We start from the raw sequence: 24,775 nt of genomic DNA, 5'->3' as shown, positions 1-24,775 counted from the left end.
CAGGGTCTGTGCCAAGCCTTGATGCCGGGCGAGGTCACCTCGTGAGCACTTGATTTTCCGGGATCTCAGTCTTCCGTCATTCGCGCGGGGCTGGTCGTGTGAACCGCCGACCCGGCCGACGGCGCGCCAAAGCTGTGCGCCCCGCCGTGCCGACGTCCTTTCACGGTGCACGATTGGCAGGGCACTCGAGGCATAGCCCACCCCGTCCGGGTTTCGCCAGGAGTGCGCAGAAAGGAGAAACCCGACTCACGCGGCGCGGGGGCGACTGATCGTCGCGGCATCGGGACCGGCCGGCGCCTCGAAATAGCACGCGCTGACCGAATCGTGGATATGCCCAAGGCAGATCTGGAGTTCGTCCACGAATTCATGCAGTTCCTTCTGGGTTACTGCATCCGAGGAAAATGCGCGCAGGAGCCGATCGACCGGTTCCAGCACCTTCAGCGGTTCTTCGGAGCGGGGAAGCCGGCGCAGACTGTCTTCCATCTCGAGGACGCAGAATCGCACAGAGCGGGGAAAGGATTCATCCTTCATGAGGAAATCGACCGCCTCCGTGCGGCGGACCGCCGCCTGTCGGTGGCGCCGGTACATCTGGTAGGCAGTCAGTGATTTCAGCACGCTGGTCCACAGGATGTTCTCGAACGGCTTCACCGCATCGGCGGTTCCCAGTTCGTAATCCTTATAGCGCACATCCAGAATTCGGGTCGTCATATCCGCCCGTTCCAGATTGCAGCCCAAGCGATAAAACTCATAGCCGGCATCGTGGCTCATCGTGCCGGCACCTATGCCGGCAATCTGCTGCACGCCGAGTATCGTATCCTGCAGATAGCCGAAGCGCCGACGGGCGGACAACCCGTCCGCTAGGCGCTCACTGGCATGCAGGTAAAGGCCGTTGATCTGCTCCCACAACTCGCGCGGCACGATATCCCGGATCGTTCGTGCGTTCTCACGCGCGAAGCGCAGGGCCGACAGAATCGAGCCTTGCCCCCGGTCATCCCCGATCAGGAACCGCAGCACGTTGTTTTCATTGGTGACTGTGTGGCGATCGTAAAAGCGCTCGTGTGACCCGGTGATCGCGATCAAGGCGTCCCATCCAGGGCGAATATCTTTTGGCAGGTCCAGAATCAGGTTGCCATTGGCGGTGATCAAACGGGCCATGTTTTCGGCCCGCTCCAGGTACCTAGCCATCCAGTACAGATGCTCGGCTACACGCGACAGCATCGCCATGCTCAGGTCTCCTCGCTTTCGACGATCCAGGTATCCTTGCTACCGCCACCCTGTGACGAATTCACGACGGTCGAGCCCTTCTTCAATGCGACCCGGGTCAATCCGCCGTTGGTGACATACGTATCCCGTCCGGACAGGATGAACGGCCGCAGGTCCAAATGTCGGGGTTCGACGTGTTCGTCGACCAGCGTAGGCGCGGTCGACAGCAACAACAAGGGCTGAGCCATGTAATTCCGCGGGTCTTTCTTGATCAGGGTGGCGAAGCTGTCCCGCTCCTTCTTGGTCGACTTGGGACCGATCAGGATACCGTAGCCGCCCGACTCGTTGGCCGGCTTGACCACCAACTGGTCCAGATGGGCCAACACGTACTCCCGGTCCGCCTTGTCGCTGCAGCGATAAGAGGGCACGTTGGCCAGGATAGGCTCCTCGTTGAGGTAATAGCGGATGATTTCCGGCACATAGGTGTACACCACCTTGTCGTCGGCAACGCCGGCGCCCGGCGCATTGGCCAGCGCAACCTTGCCCTTCTTCCAGGACCGCAGCAGACCCGGCACGCCCAGGACCGAATCCGGGTTGAATGCCTCCGGATCCAGGAACAGGTCGTCGATGCGCCGATAGATCACGTGCACGCGACACAGGCCCTCGATCGTGCGCATGTAGACGCAGTCGTCGTCGCCGACGATCAGGTCCGTACCCTCGACCAGTTCCGCGCCCATTTGCTGCGCCAGATAACAATGTTCGAAGTACGCGGAGTTATAGATGCCGGGCGTCAGCACGACGACCTCGGGCACCTCGACCTCCGGGGGCGCCAGCGAGGCCAGGCAGCTGTAAAGCTTGGATGGGTAATCGTCGACCGGTTGTATGCTGATGTTCTCGAACAGTTCGGGAAACACCCGCTTCATGACGAGCCGGTTCTCCAACATGTAGGACACACCGGACGGCACCCGCAGATTGTCTTCCAGGACGTAGACCGTTCCATCCTTGTCCCGCACCAAATCGGAACCGCAGATATGTGCCCAGATGCCCTGCGGTGGGTCGATACCCACGCATTCGGGCAGGAAGTTCTTCGAATCTGCCAGCAACTCCCCGGGAAAGACACCATCGCGCACGATCTTCTGATCGTGGTAAACGTCGTCGATGAAACGGTTCAGCGCGCTGACACGCTGCACGAGTCCCTTCTCGATAGTGGCCCATTCCCGCGCGCCAATGATGCGCGGGATGATGTCGAACGGCCAGTTCCGGTCGATCGAACCTTCGTTTTCCGAATAGACCGTGAAGGTGATGCCCATGCTCTTGATCTGGGCCTCGGCCGCGGCTTTCCGTTCCCTGATTTCCTGGTCGGAGAGCTCGCCGAAGTGGGCGATCACCGACTGTGCGGCGGCCCGTGATCCGCCGTTCGCTGCGATCAGTTCGTCGAAGAAGCCGCTTGCATCGTAATCCTGCCAAGCGATAGTCATGCGGGTGGGTAAATTGAGGTTGGGTTGTTCAATGGCGTCTTGGGGCGGAGCGCATTAACCCGGGCATCCTGGGGTCATCGCGACTCTAAACTTCGGTTAAGCAAATTACACGCCATGGTGTTGTGTGCGAGATTCCCTTAACGCGCGCGGTCGTGTGATCCGCCCGCCGAACAATCGCGCGCCGTAGCCTCGGCCGAAAACGTCTCCGGACAAGATATTACGATGAAACGACCCGCTCGATGCGCTGCACATCGGCGGGACGAGTCGCGTATGATCTTCATAGTCGATGGACGCGGCTAGCATCTGCGCGTCCGCGCCGTCGTCAGTGGCAAGCCCTCAGTGCACCAGGAAAGAGCACGTGCACCGACACGATACACCGTCTCTGCCCGAGGGCGCACCACATCCTCTCGCCTCGGTCCTAACCGATCCATCCAACCCAGGCTTTTTTTGCCGATGCGTGCAATGACGCCTTTCTTCGTCATGGAAATCCTCGCCCGCGCCAAGGAGCTGGAACGCCTCGGCCGCGATGTGATCCATCTCGAAATCGGCGAGCCCGATTTCCCCACTCCGGCCCCGGTCATCGCCGCCGCGACTGAGTTCCTGCGCACCGGCCGCGTCGCCTACACGCCCGCGATCGGGCTGGCATCGCTGCGCGAGACCATCGCCGCGCACTACCTCGAGCGCTACGGGGTCGAGGTTCCACCGCATCGCATCATCGTGACGCCAGGCGCGTCGGGCGGTTTCCTGATCGCACTCGGCCTGATCATGACGCCTGGCCGACGCCTGCTGCTCAGCGATCCAGGCTATCCCTGCTACGCGAACCTCGTCACCCTGTTTGGCGGGAACAGCCGATTGATACCGGTGGAGGCCGAGACGCGCTTCCACCTGAGTGTCGACGCGGTGCTGGACCATTGGGATGCAGACACCGTCGGCACCATCGTGGCGTCCCCGGCGAACCCGACCGGCACCGTCATCGACCCACCGATGTTCGAGCGCTTGATCACTGCGGTCATCGAGCGCGGCGGCCACTTCATTTCCGACGAGATCTACCACGGACTGGAGTATGGAAGTTCCAGCCCTTCTGCCCTGAATTTTTCCGATCAGGCCTTCGTCGTCAACAGTTTCTCGAAATATTTCGGCCTGACCGGCTGGCGCATCGGCTGGGTGATCGTACCGGAGTCCTTCGCTCGTGCCGCAGAGACTGTCGCACAGAACCTGTTCATCTCGGCCCCGACACCGAGCCAGCACGCCGCGCTCGCCGCCCTGGGGCCCGAGTGTCGAGCCGAACTCGAAGGTCGCCGACAGGAGTTTCAGGCCCGGCGCGATTATCTGGTCAGTGCCCTCCGGGCTCTCGGCTTCGGCATACAGGCCGTACCGGAGGGTGCCTTCTACGTCTTTGCGGACGCCAGCGCCCACACCGACGACAGCTTCGAGTTCGCCCGGCGCCTGCTCGAGGACCAGGCCGTCGCCGTCACGCCGGGCAAGGATTTCGGTCGGTATCGGCACGAGCGCTATGTAAGGTTCGCCTACACGACGTCGATACCCCGGATGGCCGAGGCGATCGAACGGATACGCCGATCTTTATAGGATCTTTACGCCGGCAACGGATTCCGTCTGTTAGCATCCGGCCGAGTAAGGCAGGCATTCCTGATGCAGACTCCTGCCGAACCCCAGGCCCGCAACCTGTTCAAGCTCGCTCTCGGCGTCGTTTACGGTGACGTCGGGACCAGTCCTCTGTACACCATGAAGGAGGTCTTCAACGGCACCCACGCAGCGACGGTCAATGCCGCCAATGTCCTGGGGACGCTGTCGCTGATCTTCCGACAGTTTATCCCCATCCGTTCGACGTCAAAACTTGAGGAAACCTTGTCTGAGATGAACGCTGCCGTCCGAATTCTCGCTGCATTGCTGCCGGCTGCGCTGCCCGGCCTTGCCAACGCGACCGAGGCTGATGCTTCGCGCACCATCGATCTGAGCGGAAACTGGGTCGGGATCGCCGCCATCGTCATCTTCTTCCTCGCCTATGTCTTTGCGATGCTCGAAGAGAGCACGATGCTCCGCAAGTCGAAGCCGATGGTGCTCGCCGCAAGCCTGATCTGGGCGCTGATCGCGGCTGTGTACGTCTCCGGCGGACTGGGCGAGATTTCTGGCAGCGCGTTCCGACGCTCGCTGGAGGGTTATGCCGAGTTGTTCCTGTTCATACTGGTATCGATGACCTATCTCAACGCCATGGAGCAGCGCGGCGTTTTCGACACCTTACGCATCTGGCTGTTAAGCAAAGGTTTCGGTTATCGCAATCTGTTCTGGATCACGGGGATCCAGTCGTTCTTCCTGTCTTCCGTCTGCAACAATCTGACGACCGCCCTGCTGATGGGCGCGGTCCTGATGGCGATGGCGAAGAACAATCGCCGCTTCATCACCATCGCCTGCGTCAACGTCGTGGTGGCGACCAATGCCGGCGGATCGTTCAGCCCCTTTGGCGATATCACTACCCTTCTGGTCTGGCAAAAGGGCGTCGTACCCTTCGTCGATTTCTTTACGCTGTTCATTCCGTCGGTGGTCAACTTCCTGGTACCCGCGTTGATCATGCAATTCTGGATCCCGACGGGCAAGCCGGCATCGGCCGGCAAGGCCGTACCCTTGCGCAGGGGCGCATCGGGCATCATCATCCTATTCCTGTTGACGATTCTGACCGCGGTCTCGTTCGAGCATTTCCTCCAGCTTCCGCCCGCGGCCGGCATGCTCGCCGGCCTGAGCTACCTGAAATTCTACTTTTACTATCTCTACCGAACGCGCATCCGACCTTCGTCAACCATACCGGCCCAAAGGGACACCGACGATCTGGAAGGGGCGGAGATACCGGGGGATCCGGGTGAGACGAAGCAGTTTTTTGATGTGTTCCACAACGTCGCTCAGCTTGAGTGGGACACCCTGCTGTTCTTCTACGGTGTCATGGTCAGCGTCGGCGGCCTCAGCTTCATCGGCTACGGGACCCTGGCGTCGCAACTCCTTTACACGGACCTGGACCCCACGGTCGCCAACGTGCTGGTGGGCATCGTTTCAGCCTTTGTCGACAACGGCACCATCATGTATGCGGTATTGACCATGCAACCCGCCCTGTCCGAGGGGCAGTGGCTGCTGGTCACGCTGACTGCCGGCTGCGGCGGCAGTCTGCTCGCCATCGGATCGGCGGCGGGTGTAGGACTACTGGGACAAACCCGCGGCCTCTACAATTTCGTTTCGCATCTGAAATGGGCGCCGGTTATTGCCCTGGGCTACGCTGCCAGCATCCTGGTCCATTTCGCGATGAATGCTCGATTCTTCTGACCCGCGCGATTGTTCGACGCCGCATCCCACCCCCGCAGTCCAGGAGTAGCCATATGCAGATGTTTCGCACCAAGACCAGCACGCCGGACGATTTCGAGGAGAGCGGGCTCCGGCGCTGTCTCAGCGCGACCGACCTGACGCTTCTCGGCATCGGCGCCATCATCGGCACCGGAATCTTTGTGTTGACCGGTATCGCCGCGGCCACGCAGGCTGGGCCGGCGGTCACGATTTCGTTCGTCATCGCGGGTCTGGCCTGCGCCTTCGCCGCCCTGTCCTACGCCGAACTCGCCTCCAGCGTCGGCGGTTGCGGTAGCGCCTATGGCTATAGTTACGCCGCCTTCGGCGAGATCATCGCCTGGATCATCGGTTGGGACTTGATGCTCGAGTATGCGATTTCGGTCGCCGCGGTCGCGAACGGCTGGTCCGGGTACCTCTGCCAGGCGCTGAATGCGATCGGCTTCCCGCTACCGGATGCGCTGACCAAAGCGCCCGAGCTCGGCGGCATCATCAACCTGCCCGCCTCGGCCATCATCTTTTTCCTGATGGCGCTGCTGATCGTCGGGGCCAAGGAAAGTGCCAGACTCAATGCCGTGATGGTCTCGGTCAAGCTGATCACGATCACGGTCTTCGTGACCATCGCCGTATTCAACGTCAATCCGGCGAACTGGGATCCTTTCATGCCCTTTGGCTGGTTCAGCCACAACGCCGACGGCAAGCCCGTGGGTGTAATGGCCGGCGCATCCATCGTGTTCTTTGCATACGTGGGCTTCGATGCGGTCTCGACCGCCGCCGAGGAAGCGCACAATCCGAAACGGGACGTCCCGATTGGCATCCTCGGCTCCCTGGCCTTCTGCACGACGGTCTACATCATCGTGGCCGGCCTGCTGACCGCGATCGTGCCCTACGCCGATCTCAACGTGGCATCGCCCGTGGCTCATGCGCTGCAGTTGATCGGCTTTCGGTGGGCCTCGGCGCTCGTGTCCACCGGGGTTATCGCCGGGCTCACCACCGTCATGCTGGTGCTCTATTACGGCCTGACCCGGATCATCTTTGCCATGTCCCGCGACGGGCTTTTGTCGGACTGGTTCTCCACGGTGAACGCGCGCACGCAGACACCGATCCGCGTCATTGTGATCTGCGGGCTGTTCATCGCGGCAGTCGCCGGACTGGTACCGCTCGGAGAACTCGCCGAACTGGTCAACATCGGTACCCTGTTCGCGTTCGTTCTGGTCTGTTTCGGCGTGATCACGCTACGTATCACCCAGCCCGAAATGAAGCGTCCGTTCCGTACCCCGATCAATCCCGTTTTCCCGCTGCTCGGTGCGGCGATGTGCCTCGCGCTGATGGGCTTTCTGCCGACCCTGACCTGGGTGCGTTTTGTCGTCTGGCTGGGCATCGGGCTGCTGATCTATTTCGGCTATTCCTACCGGCATAGCCGTCTCCGCCAGCCGACCTGAGCCGCGCGCATGGCGCCTCAGGGAGCCCCTCCAGGCCAGGGACTGGAGGAGGTTCTCCTGTTCGTTCTCCTGCAACTCAGCCTCATCATCGTAATGGGGCGAGTTGCCGGCGGGCTCGCCCAGAGGCTGGGACAACCCCGGGCCGTCGGCGAGATGCTGGCGGGCCTGTTGCTGGGCCCCTCCCTCTTCGGGCGGCTGGCACCGGCCGCGCAGGCCTTCGTCTTCGAATCGACCGATACGCTCCCGATCGGCATCATCAGCCAAATCGGACTCATCCTGCTGATGTTCCAGATCGGCCTCGAGTTCGACTTCAGCCACCTTCAGGCCGGACGCAATAAGCGCGCGGCGATTGCCGTGGCCCTGGTCGGCATCGTCTGCCCCTTCATTTTCGGCTTTGGTTTCGGCTTCGGATCATCCGCCACCCTGGCCCCATTCATCGACAGGTCGGCCTATTCCCTGTTCCTGGCGACCGCGTTCTCGATCACCGCAGTTCCGGTCCTCGGGCGCATCATGATGGAGTACGGACTGACACAGACCCGCATCGGCGTGATCACCATCGCGGCAGCAGCCATCACCGATGCCATCGGCTGGACCTTGCTGGCCCTGATCAGCACCTGGGTGACGAGCCGGCTGGCGCCTCTCGACACGCTGCTACAGCTCGGCTACCTCGGCCTCTATGGCTTGGCGTGCTGGTCGCTGCTGAGACCGCTGCTCCGCTGGCTGGTGCGTGTCATGCGCCGGGGCGACGACGTTCTGACGCAGGACCTGATGGCGCTGTTGCTGGCGGCCGTGTTTCTGTCTGCGATCGTTACCAACTGGCTGGGTCTGTTCGCGATCTTCGGTGGCTTTGTGATCGGTATGCTGCTACACGACCAGCGCGCCTTGGTCGACGCCTGGAAAGCCAGGGCAGCCGACCTGGTCATGGTGTTCTTCATGCCGGTTTTCTTCACTTACACGGGGCTGCGCACGGATGTGGGCCACCTCGACAGCCCTCAACTGTGGGGCGCCTTTGCGCTCGCGCTGCTACTCGCCGTCACGGGAAAGTTCGGCGGCTGCTATCTCGCCGCGCGCTGGAGCGGGCTGGATGCGTCTTCGTCACGGAATGTCGCGATCATGATGAATACGCGTGGCCTGTTGGAACTGGTCATCGCGAATGTCGGGCTGGACCTCGGCGTCATTCCACCATCGGTCTTCACCATGCTGGTGCTGATGGCGGTGCTGAGTACGATGATGACGGCTCCGGCACTGCGGCGTTGGCTCCCGCGGTCCGCCTAGCCCACCGACGGCAGGCATCTGTCGGCCGGCTGAGACGCGGAGGGGCGGAACCGAATCCGCCCCTCCGCGGGGGACTACGTCAAGGAACGAAGTAGAGCGGGGTCTCGCCGATCGGCGTGTCGCGACGCGGACAGGTGGGGCACGGCTCCGAGATCAGCTCGTAGGCATGGCGGACGGCCAGGATGGTGCTCGTCAGCCGAACCGGTTGCTCCAAAAAGAACTCCTTCTCCCCGAGACGGTCGGCAAAGCCCGTTCTCTTCATCACGTCGTACAAGTGCCGGCTGACACCGCACAAAATGACCTTGATGCCGCGCTCCCTGATCCTGTCCAGAAACTCTTCTATCAGCCCCAGCGCAACGGCATCCGGGTTTCGCGCTCTCTTCATGCGGAGGAGCAGCACTTCCGTATCTCTGCCGACTCGGCTTTCGATATACGCGAAATGCCTTTCCAGTGCCGCCGAAGACCCAAAGAACAATTCGCCTTCCAGGCCGAAGAGCAAAATCTTCGTACAGGGAACGTCTTCCGGCAGGCATTCGTGAATGGCCCCCTCACCGGTGACGACAAACTCCGTCAAGCGCATACGGCCTGCCCTGGGCACCGCAAGGAGGAACGACATGAAGATGCCGATCAATACGCAGAACTCGATCGAGATACCCACGGCAGAGAAGGCGGTCACGCCAACGATTACTGCGTCGAAGCGGGTCGCGCGGAAATGCAGCGAAAGCGCGTGCCAATCCACCATCTTCCACGCGGAAACCAGCAGAATCCCCGCCAGGACAGCCTTAGGTATGAAACGCGCGTACGGTGCGAGAACGAGCATGATGACCGCCACCGCAACCGCAGACACGACGCCAGACCACTGGGTTACGGCACCCGCCTGCTGATTGATCGCCGAGCGCGTCAGCGATCCAGAGCCCGGAATGCACTGGAAGAAGCTACCGACCAAATTCGCCAGCCCTTCGCTGAGACATTGCTGGTTCATGTCGAGCTTCTCACGAGTGGCTGAGGCTAGGGCCTTCGCCATCGACAAGGCTTCCAGCAAACCCAAAACGGATATGGCAAGTGCCCCTGTGGCGAAATCGCGCATCATTGCCGCGTCGAAAACCGGAACCTCGAACGATGGCAGCTTGGCGGGGATCTCACCGATGACCTTTACGCCCCGGCTTTCCATACCCAAGTAGGTCGCCAAGCAGGACATTGTGACCACCACAATGAACAGGTCCGGTAGAAGTCCCCAGCTCAACCGCCCCTTGATCCAACGCAACACTACGACCAGAGCGATTGTTGCGATGCCCAGAAGCAGAGTCTCTTGATGGATGTCACCACCTTCGGTGAGAGTTCGCCAAAATCGGTAGAGGAAGTGATCATGCACGTCACCGACGGCCTTCAGCCCCAGGAGGTTCTTGAGCTGATCCAGCACGATCAAACTGCCCGCACCGAGCGTGAAGCCAATAATTACCGAATGCGAGATGTAGCCGGTGAGGTCTCCCAGGCGGAGCATGGTGATCGCGAGCTGTATCGCTCCGACCATGAACGTCAGCAGTATGCATGCCTGAATCTTCAGGTCGGGAGGGACCGATGCCACCACGCTCAGGACCGCGATCGAAATCGCGTTAGTTGGCCCATTGATGAGTTGTCGTGACGACGCAAACACCGCGCCCACAACCGTCATCACGATGGCGGTGTAGAGTCCATACTCGCCCGGCAATCCCGCCACCAGTGCGTAAGCCATCGCCTGGGGTACTGCAACGGTTGCGACCGTCAAGCCTGCGATGAGATCAGCTCTCGCATCCTTGAAGGAGTAGTCATGGAGTAAATGAATCGCAGGGATTAATCTGGCGATGCTCATTGAACGATCTTCGCGCGTTTGGCCTTGGGGCATCGAATCTCCCTTTTGAAGTCTTCGAAATGAGTGGAAACCGACGGGTCCACCGCGAAGGGCCGCACCGGCGGTGCATGGCGATACCCGAACCGAACCAGGCTGTCATTCCCCGCGGACTCTCAGAATCACGCAAATAACAGGCCAAGGTGCAGCGCTGTCAGCGTATCGCACCCGGCTAAGAACACCTAATAATAAAAAGTAATTTCGTCATTCCAAAATGTAAGCATGAATCCATTGCTGGCGACACTGTCCGGCAGGAAGACGAGGGCTAGCGGGTGCGAGTTGACGCGGTTTTGGGTCTGGGGACCGAATTCCCCCCGAGCTCGACGAGCCCGTCAAGTGGCGACTGAGGCTGCACGCCCTCGGTGCAGGGCAAGCGTGGGGACATGAGAGCGCTCCGGGAGCACTCTGGCATACGAGCGCGATACCCGGGCAACCGGGCACCGCGCCATGAGAGATCAGGGTCGGGTGTCGACCGCGCCTTCCTTTTCCGGCAGCAGCAGATCCGCGCGGCTGACGCCCAGACGCAGAGCCAGCGCGCTGGCGACGTAGATCGACGAATAGGTACCCACGACGATACCGATGATAAGCGCGATCGCGAAGTTGTGGATGATCTCGCCACCCCAGATCGCCATCGCCAGGACCGTGACGAACGTCAGGAAGGAGGTCATCAGCGTACGGCTCAGGGTTTCGTTGATCGACAGGTTCATGATGTCGATCACCTCGCCACGACGGTACTTCCGGAAATTCTCGCGAATCCGGTCGAACACGACGATGGTGTCATTGAGCGAATAGCCCATGACCGCAAGAATTGCGGCCAGCACGCTCAGATCAAAGTCCAGCTGGAAAAACGAGAAGATCCCGAAAATCATGATGATGTCGTGCAGCGTCGCCAGAATCGCGCCCAGCGAGAATCGGTATTCGAAACGCCACGCGACGTATACGAGAATCCCGATCGTCGCCAGCACCAGCGCGAGGATGCTGCTCTCCGTCAGGTCATCGCCCACCTGGGGCCCGACGAATTCCACCCGCGTAATCGTGGCCTTGAACGCCGGATCGGTGTTCAGGGCGGCTGAGACGCGGCTCTTAAGGTCGTTCTGGGCCAGCCCGAGATCTTCGGCGACCGAGTCCTTGGCGGTTCCCTCCGCGGCCGGTGCGCCCTCGGCATTCGCCTCCGGCGGCAGCCGGATCAGGACGGTCCGGGCGGTACCGAAGTGCTGCGCGGTCGGCCCGTGGAATCCGGCCGTCTCGAGTTGCGCCCTGATCGCGTTCAGGTCGGGCGGGTTGTCATAGGTCGCTTCGACCACGGTACCACCGGTGAAGTCGATCGCGAAGTTCAGGCCCTTGACGAACAGCGAGACGATCGCGGCCAGGCTCAGGATGACCGACAGGCCCACGGCTATGGTCCGCTTGCCGAGAAAGTCGATCTTGTAGTTGCGGGTGATGGTTTCAGCCACGGGTGCGGGTCCTCAATGAAATTCGGCGAGCTCGATTCAAATCCACAGCTTCGCGGCGCGGCGCTGCCCGTAGACCCAGTTCACCATCATGCGCGTGCACATGACGGCGGTGAACATCGACGTCAGGATACCGATGGTTAGCGTGACGGCGAAACCCTTGACTGGCCCCGATCCGATGCCGAACAGCATCACGGCGGCCAGCAGGGTCGTGATGTTCGAATCGAAGATCGTGCTGAAAGCGCGCTCGAAGCCGGCATAGATCGCGGATTGCGGAGAGTTGCCGTTGCGCAATTCTTCCTTGATGCGCTCATAGATCAGCACGTTGGCGTCGACCGCCATGCCGATGGTCAGGGTGATGCCGGCGATACCGGGCAAGGTCAGCGTCGCCTGCAGTAGCGACAGGATCGCCAGAATCAATGCCACGTTGAATATCAGCGTGAAGGCGGCGATCAGCCCGAACACCTTGTAGTAAACCAGCATGATGACGATGATCGCCGCGAAGCCGATCATGAAGGAACGCACGCCCTGATCGATGTTCTCCTTCCCGAGGCTCGGACCCACGGTGCGCTCCTCGACGATGTCCACCGGCGCCGCCAGGGCCCCTGCTCGCAGCAGCAGCGCGAGATTGCGGGCTTCGTCCGCGGTGTCGAGTCCGGTGATCTGGAAGCGCTTGGTCAATCGGTCGCGGATCGTCGCCACGTTGATGACCTCTTCGACCTTCTTGCGTGTCGTGACTTTCTTACCGTTGATTTCCTTGGTCTCGGACTTGTTCTCGATGAAAACGACGGCCATCGGTTTGCCGATGTTGACGGCGCTGGTATCCGCCATCCGTTTCGCGCCGATGCTGTTGAGCGTCACGAACACGGCGGGCGTCCCCGACTGCTGATCCATACCGGAGGCCGCGTCGACCACCTGATCGCCCGTCACGATGATCTTCCGCTGCAGCAGAATCGGCTGTCCGGCACGGTCGCGATACAACTGTGCCGTCAGGGGCACCCGTGAATCGGCCGCCGACGGAACGCTGTGCTCGGTATCGACCAGCCGGAACTCCAGGGTCGCCGTGGCACCGAGGATTTCCTTGGCTCGGGCCGTGTCCTGCACGCCGGGCAACTGCACGACGATCCGGTCCGTCCCCTGCTGCTGGATCACCGGTTCGGCCACGCCCAGTTCATTCACACGGTTGCGCAGGGTCGTGATGTTCTGGCCCACCGCGAACTTCTGCACTTCCCGCTTCTCGACCTCGGACAAGGTCGCAAGCAGGACATTCTGACTCTCGTCGGTATCGATCAGCAGCCCGCGGAACTCCCGACCCAGCACACTTTGCGCCTGCGCCAGCGTCGCGGTGTCGTCGAACTGCGCGCGGATGGTACCGTTCTGGCGGTCGACCGAGCGGTAGCGCAGTTTGTTCTCGCGCAACAGGGTCCGCACGTCCTCGGCGTAGCGCTCTTCGCGCTGTTTGATCGCGGCTTCCATGTCGACCTGCATCATGAAATGCACGCCGCCCCGCAGATCCAGACCCAGGTACATGGGCTGGGCACCGATCGCCCGCAGCCAGCCCGGTGTCGCGGGTGCCAGATTTAGCGCGACCGTGTAATTGGTGCCCATGGCCTTCTCGATCGCATCAGCTGCCTTGAGCTGGGCATCGGTATCGGCAAAGCGGATCAGCAGCCTCTTGTCGTTCAGTTCGACCTTTTGCGGCTTCAGGCCCTGCCCCTGCAGCAACTCTTCGACCTGCTTCCGGACCGTGTCGTCGACCTTGGCGGACCGCACCGGCGACAACTGCACGGAAGGGTCTTCGCCGAAGAAATTCGGCAACGCATAGATGAAGGCCCAGAGCAGGACGCCCAGGATCAGCAGATTTTTCCAGAGAGGGAACGAATTGCGCATAGTGTCTTCCAGTACTCAGCCGGACGAATGGAATCCCTTCGTCCAACGCGGGCCGCGCGGCTAGGAGGCGGGTTTATCCAGTTTGTCCTGCTTTCGCTTGCTCGCCTTGTAGGTGCCCTTCGGCATCAGCGAGGCCACAGCGTGACGCTGGACGTTTACCTGCACGTTGTCGCCCACTTCCAGCACGATGAAGTTCTCGTCCAGGTCGACGATCTTGCCGAGCAGCCCCCCATTGGTGACAACCTCCACGCCCTTTGCCAGCGACTCGATCATTTTCTTCTGTTCGCGGCCACGCCGATGCTGGGGCAGCACGAATAACAGAAAAAACATCAGCAGGATCGCGATCGGCAGAATGAGTCCGGCGAATCCGGGCTCCTGCGCGGCAGGGCCGGCAGCCTGCGCATGTGCACTCGATATCAGGAAATCCATACGGGTCTTAGCCTCGCGGCGGTCATCGTTAAAAGCGCGGCATTATGGCACAAAACGCGCTAAGCGGCGCCGCGATTCCGCAAAAAGTCAGCCACGAAAGCAGACCACGCATCGGCTTCGATGGCGTCACGAATACCGCGCATCAGGTCCTGGTAGTAATACAGGTTGTGTATCGTGTTCAGGCGGGCGCCGAGGATCTCGCCGCATTTGTCCAGATGCCGCAAATAGGCGCGGCTGTAGTTACGGCAGGTGTAGCAGCCGCACTGTTCGTCGATGGGGCGCCGGTCGTCTCGGAAACAGGCGTTACGAATCCGCAGGTCACCGAAGCGGGTGAACAGATGGCCGTTCCGCGCATTGCGGGTCGGCAGCACGCAGTCGAACATGTCGATGCCCAGGCCAACGGCTTCGACGATATCCTCGGGCGTCCCAACCCCCATCAGGTAACGCGGCCGATCCCATGGCATTGCGGGTAGCAGCGCGCCGAGCACACGCCGCCGGTCCTCCTTGGGCTCCCCCACCGAGAGTCCGCCGATCGCGTACCCATCGAAACCCAGGCTGACCAGCCCCGTCAGCGACTCCTGTCGCAGCGTCTCGTAGATACCGCCCTGAACGATGCCGAACAGCGCATTCGGATTGCCCTGGTGGGCACGCAGGCTACGCTCGGCCCAGCGCAGTGAGAGCTGCATCGAGGCTCGCGCTGCCTCGTAGCTGGCCGGATAGGGGGTGCATTCGTCGAAGATCATCACGATGTCCGACCCGAGCGCACGCTGCACGGCCATCGAGTCCTCGGGCCCCAGGAATACCGGCGAGCCATCGATCGGCGAGCGGAAACGGACGCCCTCCTCCGTGATCTTCCGCATCGCCCCGAGGCTGAACACCTGGAAACCGCCGGAATCGGTCAGGATCGGACCGTCCCAATGCATGAAACCGTGCAGCCCCCCGTGCAGACCGACGATGTCGGTGCCCGGGCGCAGCATCAGGTGAAAGGTATTGCCGAGGATGATTTCGGCGCCCAACCCCCGCAGTTCTTCCGGGGTCATGGCCTTGACTGTGCCGTAGGTGCCGACCGGCATGAAGGCGGGAGTCTGCACCGTGCCGTGGCTGAGCGACAGCTCACCGCGTCGCGCCGCTCCGGCGCTGGCTGCAATGGAAAATTGCATGGTGCTTCAGGCAATGCGCCGGGTCGGCAGGAAACCGACCACGTCGCCTATGGAAACTGTTGGTGCCGATGGTCGGACTTGAACCGACACGACTTGCGTCACCACCCCCTCAAGATGGCGTGTCTACCAATTCCACCACATCGGCTAGGAAACTGATCAGGAAAGATCCTGCCCCGGCAAGCTCACTTGGCCGGTGCGGGGCCCCCGGTCGGGACGTCTGCAGACTGCGGCAGGTCGCTCGGCGCCTTCGCAGGCTGTTGTACCGGCGGCAAGTCCGACGAGGTCTTGGGAGCGGCCGGCGTGTCCATGATGTCAGCCGACTTATTGTCCCTGTGATCGGACAAATAGGCAAGCGTGAGGCTGGTGCTGAAGAACACCACGGCCGCGATCGCCGTCGACTTCGACAGAAACGTGGCAGCACCCCGGGCACCGAAGAAGGTGTTTGAGGAACCACCGAAGCCCGCGCCGGCATCAGCCCCCCGGCCCCTCTGGATCATGACCAGACCAATGATCGCCAGAGCAACCAGTACATGCAGAACCGTTAGCGCTTGAACCATGAACACACCCAAAGGAAACCGTACGACAATCGGGGCGCTGCGATGAAGGCGGTGCCTCCAAATGCACAGCACACCAAGGAATCGGGGCGAGTGCTCACAGCGTTTCTCGCGCCGACCCGGGAAAGCCGCGTAGAGTACCCTGCGGCCCGCCCGGTTGGCAAGGATCGTTCTCCGGTTTCAGCGCAGGAACGCCCGCGCGTTCCGGAACATCCGGCGCCATGCGCCTTCCTGCTCGCTGCTGACCGATCGCCAATTGTTCTGCAAGCCGCGGTAGCAACGTTCCGGATGCGGCATCATGATCGTGAAACGCCCGTCCGGCGTTGTGAGTCCGGCAATGCCGAGCGGCGAACCGTTGGGATTTTCCGGAAAGCGCTCTGTCGGGGCGCCTACAGCGTCCACATACTGCAGCGCAACCAGCGGGCCAGCGGCTGCGAGTGCCGCAGGCGTGTCGAACTGTGCCCGCCCCTCGCCATGCGCCACGACCACCGGCATGCGTGAGCCCGCCATGCCGTTGAAGAATAGCGAAGGCGATCCGCCGACGCGCACCGGTACCCAGCGCGCCTCGAATTGTTCCGATACGTTACGCACGAAGCGTGGCCAGTGTTCGGCGCCCGGAATCAGCTCCCTGATCTGCGCCATCATCTGGCAGCCATTGCAGACGCCCAGCGCGAAGGTGCCCGAACGCTGGAAGAAGGCTTCGAAGTCGTCGCGCAACCGCGCGTCGAACAGAATCGACTTCGCCCACCCCCCGCCGGCACCGAGCACGTCACCGAACGAGAAACCGCCGCAGGCCGCAAATCCCGCGAAATCGGCGAGTTTGACCCGGCCTGCCGCCAGGTCGCTCATGTGGACGTCGACGCTGACGAAGCCGGCCTGCTCGAATGCGGCCGCCATTTCCACATGACCGTTGACGCCCTGCTCGCGCAGCACGGCTACCCTCGGGCGCGCCAGATGCAGATAGGGCGCCGCAGGATCTTCCGCGGGGTCGAAACTCAACGCCTCGTGCAAGGCGGCGCTCCCGCCATCGACGATGGCCGCGTACTGCTGCGCAGCGCAGCCGGGATCGTCGCGCAGCGCCTGCATCCGGTAGCTGGTCTCTGCCCAGCAAGCCTGCAATTCGGCGCGCGTCGCCTCGAAGCACACCGTCCCGCGGTTCCGGATCGAGATCCGACCCGAATCGGTCGGCGCACCGAGCACCCTGACGCAAGTACCAAGACCCGCCCGCTCGAGCAGCGTCCGGACGGCGTCGAGCTCTGCGGCCCGCACTTGCAGCACGGCGCCGAGTTCCTCGGCGAACAGCAGCGGGAGCAGCTCGGCGTCATCGCACTCGAGGTCGATGTCGATGCCGCAGTGGCCGGCGAATGCCATCTCGCACAAGCTTGCGAGCAGCCCGCCATCCGAGCGATCGTGATACGCGAGCAGTGCGCCCGCTGCGTTGAGATCCTGAATCGCGGCGAAGAACGCGCGAAACAGCCGCGGGTCGTCGAGATCCGGACAGGCCCCGCCGGTCTGGCCGTAGACCTGCGCCAGAACCGAGCCACCCAGTCGATGTCGGCCGCACCCCAGATCGACCAGCAGCAGCACCGTGTCGCCGGATTGCAACTGTGGGGTCAGGGTGCGGCGCACGTCACTGACGGGCGCAAACGCCGAGACGATCAACGATACCGGCGCGGTCATGGTTTGCTGCACGCCCCGCTCGGACCAGACCGTCTTCATCGACAGCGAATCCTTACCCACCGGAATCGCGATACCCAGGGCCGGGCATAGCTCGTGCCCCACGGCCTCGACCGTATCGAACAGGCGTGCGTCCTCGCCCGGCGCGCCGCAAGCCGCCATCCAGTTCGCTGACAGCTTGACGTCGCCAAGAGCTCCGATCCGGGCGGCCGCGATATTCGTCAGCGCTTCGCCGACGGCCATCCGCCCCGATGCCGGTGCGTCGGTGACGGCCAGCGGCGCGCGTTCGCCCATCGCCATCGCCTCACCATGGACCGCCCGGAAACCGGCGGCAGTCACGGCCACGTCGGCGACCGGAACCTGCCAGGGCCCGACCATTTGATCGCGCACGACCAGCCCGCCGACCGAGCGGTCGCCGATATGGATCAGGAAACTCTTGTCGGCCACGGCCGGGAAGCGCAGGACGCGCCGCACGGCCTCGCCCAGTTCGACCTCCGAAAAGTCGAACTCGGCACAGGCACGGGTTACCCGCGCGACGGATCGATGCATCTTCGGCGGCTTGCCGAACAGCAGCGACATGGGCAAGTCGACGGGCGCGTTATCAAAACGCGCATCGGTCAACTGCAGAACTTCCTCTTCGGTCGCGTAGCCGAGCACCGAATACGGACAACGCTCCCGCTCACAAAACTCCTGGAACGCGGTGAGAGATTCCCGGGCCACCGCGAGTACATACCGCTCCTGCGACTCGTTGCACCAGATTTGCATCGGCGACATGCCGGGGTCGTCATTAGGGATGGCCCGCAGTTCGAAACGCCCGCCCCGGCTGGCGTCGTGGATAATCTCCGGCACCGCGTTGGAGAGCCCGCCGGCACCCACGTCGTGAATCGCCAGGATGGGATTTTCTTCGCCGAGCGCCGCACAGCGATTGATGACCTCCTGGCAGCGACGCTGCATTTCCGGATTCTCGCGCTGGACCGACGCGTAATCGAGTGCCTCGGCGCTGGCGCCTGACGCCACCGACGACGCGGCGCCGCCACCCAGCCCGATCAGCATGGCCGGACCGCCCAGCACGATGATCGCGGCGCCGGGCGGAATCTTCAGCTTGTGGATGTTCGGCGAACGGATGGTTCCCATCCCGCCGGCGATCATGATCGGCTTGTGGTAACCGCGAAGTGACTCCGGATCGCCAGAGTCCTGTTCGTAGGTGCGGAAGTAGCCGCACAGATTCGGTCGCCCGAATTCATTGTTGAAGGCCGCGGAGCCGATCGGTCCTTCGAGCATGATCTGCAGCGCCGACGCGATGCGTTCCGGCTTGCCGAGTGCGCTCTCCCAGGGCTGGGGAAAGCCGGGGATGCGCAGATGAGAAACCGAGAACCCGGCCAGACCGGCTTTGGTCTGCGAACCGCGCCCAGTCGCCGCCTCGTCGCGAATTTCGCCACCGGACCCGGTCGCGGCCCCCGGGTGGGGCGAGATCGCCGTCGGGTGGTTGTGCGTCTCCACCTTCATCAACAGGTGGGACGGCTCATCCACGTAATGGTAATCGCCGGTCTTCGGGTCCCGCAGCAGCACCGCCGTGTCCCGCCCCTCCACGACCGCCGCATTGTCATGGTAAGCCGAGAGAATGCCGGCCGGGCTCACGGCGCTGGTGTGGCGGATCATCCCGAACAGCGTCTCGGGCCGGGGGACGCCGTCGATCGTCCAGCTGCCGTTGAAAATCTTGTGCCGGCAATGTTCCGAGTTGGCCTGGGCGAACATCATCAGCTCCACGTCGGTCGGATCCCGTCCCAGGCCTTGAAAGCTGTCCGCCAGATAGTCGAGCTCGTCCTCCGACAGGGCGAGTCCGAGGGAATGGTTGGCGGCCGCGAGCGCAGGTCGCCCCTGTGCGAGCAGTGGCACCGTCGCCAGGGGTGCCGGTTCATGATGCGCGAAAATCGCCGCTTCGTCGCCATCAGCCAGGACGGTTTGCGTCATGCGGTCGTGTAGCCGCGCCGTCAGGCCGTTCCACGCTTCCGCAGGCAGTTCACCTGCGTGGTCGAAACGGTAGCGTATGCCGCGCTCGACCCGCCGCACGGCCGTCAGGCCACAGCGTTGGACGATCTCGCTCGCCTTGCTCGACCACGGCGAGATCGTCCCGAGGCGAGGCACGACCAGCGCGGTCAGCGAATAAGTGATGTCCTCGGCCGCCGCCTCGCCATACGTCAATACCTGTTCCAGCCTTTCCCGCTCCTCGGTCCGGAGCGGTCGTTCCAGCTCCACGAAGTGCTCGTAGTGTGCCTGGAGGTTACGCAGAGCGGGGATCGCTGCGCGCAGCTCGTCGAGCCACCGCCGCCGGCGCCCCGCCGACAGGGCTGTTGATCCGGTAAGCCTGATGTACATCGTGATACGTAGGGTTTAGGAAGTGCTCGAGGATGGACGGCGAAACCAACGGCGACCGACGGCGGCACCAGCGAGAAGCCTGCGGATTACACGACAAAACGCATCGCGCAGTTGCCACGCGCGGAGCGGCAAGCAGTCACGCGTAGTCAACCCGGCTGGCCCCACGCGCCAACGTTAGGCCGACGGCCTCACGGCAACGGTCAAGCCGAATCAGTCGCTCGATGGTTCGGCGGCGGAACCGTCATCGGACTTCGCGAATTCGGTCAGCTGCGCATGCAGTTTCTTCAACAGTTCGAGCGCCTGCCCGCCGGTCACCGGTCGACCCTCGTCATCGAACATAAAGACGTCCGTGGACGCGCCCTTCTTGGTCTTGTGTTCCTCGAGCTTGAGGCGGAATTCCATGGCCTTTGGACCACCGCCCGAGAAGAGATCACCAATGTCCCCCCACATGCCGCGGTCTTCATAGGCTTTGGTCGGGCCGCCATAGAACACGTAGTACACGCCTTCGGAACGGTTCTGGTCACTGACCTCAACCTTCAGGCGACCCAACGCCCGTCCCACGTCGTTCCAGGCCTGAGCGAATGGGCTCGCCAACTCGATCAACGGCACGTCCTCGGTATTCTGCGCGAGCGTCGGAACCTTGGGCTCGGACTGCCCCCCAGCTGCGGCTGCCTTCGACGTTGATTCATCCTCACCTTCGGCAGGCGCTGCAGTGTCACGTGCGGCGGCCGGCCCCGCCCCTCGATTGATCTTGGCACCTGTCATGGTCGACATCGACAGGTCAGGCGGCACTTCGAGAGCTGGAATTTCCGTCGTGTACTGATACTGCCGCTGCTTATCAGGGAACAGCGAACCCAGGACGCTACAGCCGCTCAACACGAGCGAAGACGCAACCGAGACGACGATCAGGCATCTGTTCATCGGCGACCTCGAGACCCGATCAAAGAACGCCGGCCTGGCGCATGGCCAATCGAACGTTCTCTTCGCAGCCGGGCGACAGCCACGTGAGCGGAAGACGGATACCGCGGTCGATCAGGCCCATCGCATGCAGCGCCCATTTCACCGGTATCGGATTGGACTCGATGAAAAGGTTCCGGTGCAGGCCTGCCAGCCGAGCGTCGATTTCCTCCGCCTCGGCACGCTGGCCGGCAATGGCCGCGTCGCACAGGTCGTGCATCGCCCTCGGTGCGACATTGGCCGTCACGGAGATGACGCCGTGGCCACCCATCAAACAGAACTCGGCAGCGGTCGCGTCATCGCCCGAATACAGCGCGAAGTCGGGCGGACACAGCGCCCGGAGGGTGCCGACGCGCCCCAGGTCACCGGTGGCTTCCTTGATCCCGACGATGTTCGGGACACTGGCGAGGCGCCCGACCGTCTCCGGGAGCATGTCGCAAGCCGTTCTACCCGGTACGTTGTAGAGGATCTGCGGTATCGCGACGGCCTGTGCGACGGCGCTGAAATGCCGGAACAAGCCCTCCTGCGTTGGTTTGTTGTAGTAGGGAGTGACCAACAGACAGGCATCGGCGCCGACGCCCTGAGCGCGTTCGGTCAGTTCGATCGCCTCCCGCGTTGCGTTCGCACCGGTGCCGGCGATGACCGGCACGCGTCCGGCCACGCGCTCCACGGCAAAGCGGATGACCTCACAGTGCTCTTCCGTATCCAGCGTCGCGGATTCTCCGGTCGTGCCCACGACCACGAGGGCATCGCTACCTTCGTCGATGTGGAAATCGATCAGGCGCGCCAGCGCGTCGTAGTCCAGCGCCCCGTCTTCCGCCATCGGCGTGACGAGCGCGACCATGCTGCCTTGGATCATTCTGTGGGAGCTTGCATGACGAAAAGGGCCCCATAGTAGCTTGCGGAGAGGGTCCATGACAACGCGCCGCGCGGTCGGCGGGGGCCGCCGCGCGAGGGTCGAAGAATGTTAGACTCTGTGCTTTTTATGAGACCGGATAACCAGAGGCCCATGCAGATCGTCGTCACCGTCATGGGGGAGGACCGTCCCGACCTGATCGTCGAAATGACCCGCATCGTGAAGGATGCGAAGTGCAACATCCTGGAGAGCCGGATTACGGAGTTGGGACGGGAATTCGCGGCGCACCTGCTGATTGAGGGGAACTGGAATCATATCGTCCGACTCGAAAGTTTACTTGAGGTGTGTGCTCAGCGGCTCACGCTGAAACTGGCCACGATGCGCTGCCGCGACGAGGAAGAACCACCGCCCGAGGACGTGATTCCCTATTCGGTCGATGTCTTCGCTGCCGAGCAGCCGGACACGATTCACGATCTGGCCGAGTTCTTCACTGCGCGCAACATCAAGATACTGGACCTGAACACCAGCCGTTACCCCGCGCCCTACGGCGGCGCGCAGGTGTTCATCGCCCACATGATCGTCAAGATTCCATCGGGCATGAAGATCGTCTCGCTGCGCGACGAATTCCTCGAATTCTGCGACCAGATCAACATCGATGCGATTCTCGAACCCGTGAAGCGCTGAGCCGCTTTCCCTGACCCCCGGAGAAACCATGTCGTCCATTGCCGTCGGTGCCCCCGTACCCGCCTTCTCTGCCGCCGCGACCGGCGGCCGCACCATCCAGTCCGGCGACTTCGCCGGCAAGTTCCTGGTCGTGTACTTTTATCCTAAGGACAGCACCCCCGGCTGTACCCAGGAAGGTCAGGACTTCCGCGACCTCTACCCCGAGTTTCAGGCCCTGAACGCCGACATCCTCGGCGTGTCGCGCGATAGCGTGAAATCGCACGAAACCTTCAAGTGCAAGCAGGAGTTTCCGTTCGAATTGTTGTCCGACCCGGACGAAACGCTATGCGCGCTGTTCGACGTCATGAAAATGAAGAACATGTACGGCAAGCAGGTCCGAGGCGTTGAGCGCAGCACGTTTCTGATCGGCCCCGACGGCAAGCTCGTCGCCGAGTGGCGCAAAGTCAGCGTCAAGGGCCATGCTGCCGCAGTGCTGGAAGCCATCCGCGCCACCGCGAGCTAATCGGCCTTGCCAACTGCGGCCGCCCCGCCTGCGGGGCGGACCGTTCCAATTGTGACACCCCACGCATGACCAGCGCCCCTGAAGGGACGAAGAAGCTCTTCGTCCTCGATACCAACGTGTTGATGCACGATCCCTCGGCCCTGTTCCGTTTCCAGGAACACGACGTCTTCATTCCGATGATCGTGCTGGAGGAACTGGACCATTCCAAGAAGGGACTCTCGGAGGTGGCGCGCAACGCGCGTCAGGCGAGTCGCTTCCTCGACGAACTGATTCAGCATGCGGATCTCGACGCGATCCACCAGGGTATCGAACTGCCCAGCACGCAGTACGCTGAGCGTCTCGACGAGCGCTGCCAGGGCCGGCTCTACTTCCAGGTCGAACGCCTGCCGTCGCTGCTGCCGGATACGCTACCGGGACAGATCCCGGACAACTCCATCCTCGCGACCGCACTGGCGCTGAGCAAGGCCCGTCCCGAGGGTCAGACCATCGTCGTTTCGAAGGACATCAACCTGCGGATCAAGGCGTCGGTCATCGGGCTTTATGCCGAGGACTATTACAACGATCAGGTTCTGGACGACGTCGACCTGCTGTACAGCGGCAGTTGCGAATTGCCGCTCGATTTCTGGGCCACCCATGGCGGCAGGATGACCTCGTGGCAGGAACATGGCCGGACCTTCTATACGGTCGAAGGGCCCCTGGTGAAGGACTGGTTTCCGAATCAGTTCCTGTACCTGCCGGACGAGTCCCAGTTCGAGGCCCTGGTCCGGAAAAAGGACAACAACCAGGCCGTCATCGAGTTGGCCCGCGACTTCCGTACGCCGCAGCACGCGGTATGGGGCGTGCAGGCGCGCAATCGCGAACAGAATTTCGCGCTGAACATGCTGCTCGACCCGGAGATCGACTTCGTCACGCTGCTGGGCACCGCCGGCACCGGCAAGACGCTGCTGGCCCTCGCCGCGGGCCTGACGTTGACGCTGGACCACAAGCTCTACAAGGAGATCGTCATGACGCGCGAGACGATCCCACTCGGCGAGGACATCGGCTTCCTGCCGGGATCCGAGGAGGAAAAGATGACGCCGTGGATGGGCGCCCTGCTCGACAACCTGGAGCTTCTCGGCAGCCGCGAGAACGGCGGCGCCTGGGAGCGTGGCGCGACGAACCAGTTGCTGCTGAACCGGGTCAAGGTACGCTCGTTGAACTTCATGCGCGGCCGCACGTTCCTGAGCCGCTATCTCATCCTCGACGAGGCGCAGAACCTGACCTCGAAACAGATGAAGGCACTCGTCACGCGGGCCGGCCCCGGCACCAAAATCGTGTGCCTCGGCAATATCGGCCAGATCGACACGCCGTACCTCACGGGCACGACGTCAGGCCTCACCTATGTCGTGGATCGCTTCAAGGACTGGCCGCACTCGGCGCACATCACGCTGAAGCGGGGCGAGCGGTCGCGGCTGGCGGACTTCGCAACCGAAACGCTGTGACGACGGTCGTCACTGCCGCGCCGGCCGCGGGCGTGGCCGGTGCGGGCCGTGTTGTCAGTCCGGCCCAATTGGCTTATCTTTGCCCGGTGGAACGGAGTGCCCAGCCGAATTCTCCCCGCCTTCACGAGACCGC

Annotated in this window: 18 protein-coding genes and 1 tRNA gene; 7 read left to right on the top strand and 12 right to left on the bottom strand. The window is 62.5% G+C overall.

The annotated features are described in order from the left end of the window. Nucleotides 1-246: 246 nt before the first annotated feature. Complete coding sequence (locus ACW73L_RS07165; protein WP_498921027.1) at nt 247-1,224, bottom strand: alpha-E domain-containing protein; 978 nt, start codon at nt 1,222-1,224, stop codon at nt 247-249. A gap of 2 nt (nt 1,225-1,226) precedes the next feature. Next, nucleotides 1,227-2,681, bottom strand: a complete 1,455-nt coding sequence (locus ACW73L_RS07160; protein ID WP_498921025.1) for a circularly permuted type 2 ATP-grasp protein — start codon at nt 2,679-2,681, stop codon at nt 1,227-1,229. Between the two features lie 462 nt (nt 2,682-3,143). On the opposite strand from ACW73L_RS07160, the gene ACW73L_RS07155 reads away from it, so the two are divergent. The 4 genes from ACW73L_RS07155 to ACW73L_RS07140 all read left to right on the top strand — a co-directional run bounded on the left by ACW73L_RS07155 (nt 3,144) and on the right by ACW73L_RS07140 (nt 8,740). Next, nucleotides 3,144-4,268 (top strand): aminotransferase class I/II-fold pyridoxal phosphate-dependent enzyme, encoded by a 1,125-nt coding sequence (locus tag ACW73L_RS07155; RefSeq protein ID WP_498921023.1) that lies wholly within the window; start codon nt 3,144-3,146, stop codon nt 4,266-4,268. A 63-nt stretch (nt 4,269-4,331) separates the two neighbouring features. Next, nucleotides 4,332-6,008 carry a sodium:proton antiporter NhaD gene (gene nhaD, locus ACW73L_RS07150; RefSeq protein ID WP_498921022.1) on the top strand — a complete coding sequence of 559 codons (1,677 nt, stop codon included), beginning with the start codon at nt 4,332-4,334 and terminating at the stop codon, nt 6,006-6,008. A 53-nt stretch (nt 6,009-6,061) separates the two neighbouring features. Further along, nucleotides 6,062-7,465, top strand: coding sequence for an amino acid permease (locus tag ACW73L_RS07145; protein WP_498921020.1), 1,404 nt, complete (start codon nt 6,062-6,064; stop codon nt 7,463-7,465). A 9-nt stretch (nt 7,466-7,474) separates the two neighbouring features. Next, nucleotides 7,475-8,740 (top strand): cation:proton antiporter, encoded by a 1,266-nt coding sequence (locus ACW73L_RS07140; protein ID WP_498921018.1) that lies wholly within the window; start codon nt 7,475-7,477, stop codon nt 8,738-8,740. Nucleotides 8,741-8,819: 79 nt separating this feature from the next. Here the strand turns inward: ACW73L_RS07140 and ACW73L_RS07135 are convergent, their stop codons facing one another. From ACW73L_RS07135 to dapA, 10 genes are all read right to left on the bottom strand, one after another. Then, nucleotides 8,820-10,622 (bottom strand): SulP family inorganic anion transporter, encoded by a 1,803-nt coding sequence (locus tag ACW73L_RS07135; protein WP_498921016.1) that lies wholly within the window; start codon nt 10,620-10,622, stop codon nt 8,820-8,822. Between the two features lie 458 nt (nt 10,623-11,080). Further along, nucleotides 11,081-12,079: a protein translocase subunit SecF gene (secF, locus tag ACW73L_RS07130; RefSeq protein ID WP_498921014.1), complete on the bottom strand. Its 999-nt coding sequence runs from the start codon at nt 12,077-12,079 to the stop codon at nt 11,081-11,083. A 36-nt stretch (nt 12,080-12,115) separates the two neighbouring features. Next, nucleotides 12,116-13,966 carry a protein translocase subunit SecD gene (gene secD, locus ACW73L_RS07125; RefSeq protein WP_129883551.1) on the bottom strand — a complete coding sequence of 617 codons (1,851 nt, stop codon included), beginning with the start codon at nt 13,964-13,966 and terminating at the stop codon, nt 12,116-12,118. A gap of 60 nt (nt 13,967-14,026) precedes the next feature. Continuing rightward, on the bottom strand, nt 14,027-14,395 hold the full coding sequence (yajC, locus tag ACW73L_RS07120) for a preprotein translocase subunit YajC (RefSeq protein ID WP_498921012.1): 369 nt from the start codon (nt 14,393-14,395) through the stop codon (nt 14,027-14,029). 59 nt (nt 14,396-14,454) lie between these two features. Next, a complete protein-coding gene (tgt, locus tag ACW73L_RS07115) occupies nt 14,455-15,555 on the bottom strand; it encodes a tRNA guanosine(34) transglycosylase Tgt (protein ID WP_498921011.1) in 1,101 nt (366 codons plus the stop codon). 60 nt (nt 15,556-15,615) lie between these two features. Further along, nucleotides 15,616-15,700: transfer RNA gene (locus ACW73L_RS07110), tRNA-Leu, on the bottom strand. Nucleotides 15,701-15,737: 37 nt separating this feature from the next. Then, complete coding sequence (gene secG / locus ACW73L_RS07105; protein ID WP_498921009.1) at nt 15,738-16,112, bottom strand: preprotein translocase subunit SecG; 375 nt, start codon at nt 16,110-16,112, stop codon at nt 15,738-15,740. A 177-nt stretch (nt 16,113-16,289) separates the two neighbouring features. Continuing rightward, nucleotides 16,290-20,162 (bottom strand): phosphoribosylformylglycinamidine synthase, encoded by a 3,873-nt coding sequence (purL, locus tag ACW73L_RS07100; protein ID WP_498921007.1) that lies wholly within the window; start codon nt 20,160-20,162, stop codon nt 16,290-16,292. A 210-nt stretch (nt 20,163-20,372) separates the two neighbouring features. Then, the gene (bamC, locus tag ACW73L_RS07095) at nt 20,373-21,083 is read right to left on the bottom strand and encodes an NlpB/DapX family lipoprotein (protein WP_498921006.1); all 711 of its coding nucleotides are present in this window, start codon (nt 21,081-21,083) and stop codon (nt 20,373-20,375) included. Between the two features lie 19 nt (nt 21,084-21,102). Beyond that, a complete protein-coding gene (dapA, locus tag ACW73L_RS07090) occupies nt 21,103-21,978 on the bottom strand; it encodes a 4-hydroxy-tetrahydrodipicolinate synthase (RefSeq protein ID WP_498921003.1) in 876 nt (291 codons plus the stop codon). A 150-nt stretch (nt 21,979-22,128) separates the two neighbouring features. Between dapA and ACW73L_RS07085 the strand changes: the two genes are divergently transcribed. The 3 genes from ACW73L_RS07085 to ACW73L_RS07075 all read left to right on the top strand — a co-directional run bounded on the left by ACW73L_RS07085 (nt 22,129) and on the right by ACW73L_RS07075 (nt 24,642). Further along, on the top strand, nt 22,129-22,659 hold the full coding sequence (locus ACW73L_RS07085) for a glycine cleavage system transcriptional repressor (protein WP_498921001.1): 531 nt from the start codon (nt 22,129-22,131) through the stop codon (nt 22,657-22,659). Nucleotides 22,660-22,687: 28 nt separating this feature from the next. Further along, nucleotides 22,688-23,161: a peroxiredoxin gene (locus ACW73L_RS07080; RefSeq protein ID WP_498920999.1), complete on the top strand. Its 474-nt coding sequence runs from the start codon at nt 22,688-22,690 to the stop codon at nt 23,159-23,161. Nucleotides 23,162-23,226: 65 nt separating this feature from the next. After that, complete coding sequence (locus ACW73L_RS07075; protein ID WP_129883560.1) at nt 23,227-24,642, top strand: PhoH family protein; 1,416 nt, start codon at nt 23,227-23,229, stop codon at nt 24,640-24,642. Nucleotides 24,643-24,775 lie beyond the last annotated feature (133 nt).

Source organism: Methylolobus aquaticus, from assembly GCF_054172105.1.
Note: the sequence above shows the minus strand (reverse complement) of the source record. Positions and strands in the feature narration are given on the sequence as shown.

Coding starts and splice junctions, on each gene's coding strand:
- bamC (WP_498921006.1), bottom strand. CDS start 21,083: ATGAACAGATGCCTGATCGTCGTCTCGGTTGCGTCTTCGCTCGTGTTG.
- ACW73L_RS07160 (WP_498921025.1), bottom strand. CDS start 2,681: ATGACTATCGCTTGGCAGGATTACGATGCAAGCGGCTTCTTCGACGAA.
- ACW73L_RS07145 (WP_498921020.1), top strand. CDS start 6,062: ATGCAGATGTTTCGCACCAAGACCAGCACGCCGGACGATTTCGAGGAG.
- nhaD (WP_498921022.1), top strand. CDS start 4,332: ATGCAGACTCCTGCCGAACCCCAGGCCCGCAACCTGTTCAAGCTCGCT.
- ACW73L_RS07165 (WP_498921027.1), bottom strand. CDS start 1,224: ATGGCGATGCTGTCGCGTGTAGCCGAGCATCTGTACTGGATGGCTAGG.
- secD (WP_129883551.1), bottom strand. CDS start 13,966: ATGCGCAATTCGTTCCCTCTCTGGAAAAATCTGCTGATCCTGGGCGTC.
- tgt (WP_498921011.1), bottom strand. CDS start 15,555: ATGCAATTTTCCATTGCAGCCAGCGCCGGAGCGGCGCGACGCGGTGAG.
- purL (WP_498921007.1), bottom strand. CDS start 20,162: ATGTACATCAGGCTTACCGGATCAACAGCCCTGTCGGCGGGGCGCCGG.
- dapA (WP_498921003.1), bottom strand. CDS start 21,978: ATGATCCAAGGCAGCATGGTCGCGCTCGTCACGCCGATGGCGGAAGAC.
- ACW73L_RS07135 (WP_498921016.1), bottom strand. CDS start 10,622: ATGCCCCAAGGCCAAACGCGCGAAGATCGTTCAATGAGCATCGCCAGA.
- ACW73L_RS07075 (WP_129883560.1), top strand. CDS start 23,227: ATGACCAGCGCCCCTGAAGGGACGAAGAAGCTCTTCGTCCTCGATACC.
- yajC (WP_498921012.1), bottom strand. CDS start 14,395: ATGGATTTCCTGATATCGAGTGCACATGCGCAGGCTGCCGGCCCTGCC.
- secG (WP_498921009.1), bottom strand. CDS start 16,112: ATGGTTCAAGCGCTAACGGTTCTGCATGTACTGGTTGCTCTGGCGATC.
- ACW73L_RS07085 (WP_498921001.1), top strand. CDS start 22,129: ATGCAGATCGTCGTCACCGTCATGGGGGAGGACCGTCCCGACCTGATC.
- ACW73L_RS07080 (WP_498920999.1), top strand. CDS start 22,688: ATGTCGTCCATTGCCGTCGGTGCCCCCGTACCCGCCTTCTCTGCCGCC.
- ACW73L_RS07140 (WP_498921018.1), top strand. CDS start 7,475: ATGGCGCCTCAGGGAGCCCCTCCAGGCCAGGGACTGGAGGAGGTTCTC.
- ACW73L_RS07155 (WP_498921023.1), top strand. CDS start 3,144: ATGACGCCTTTCTTCGTCATGGAAATCCTCGCCCGCGCCAAGGAGCTG.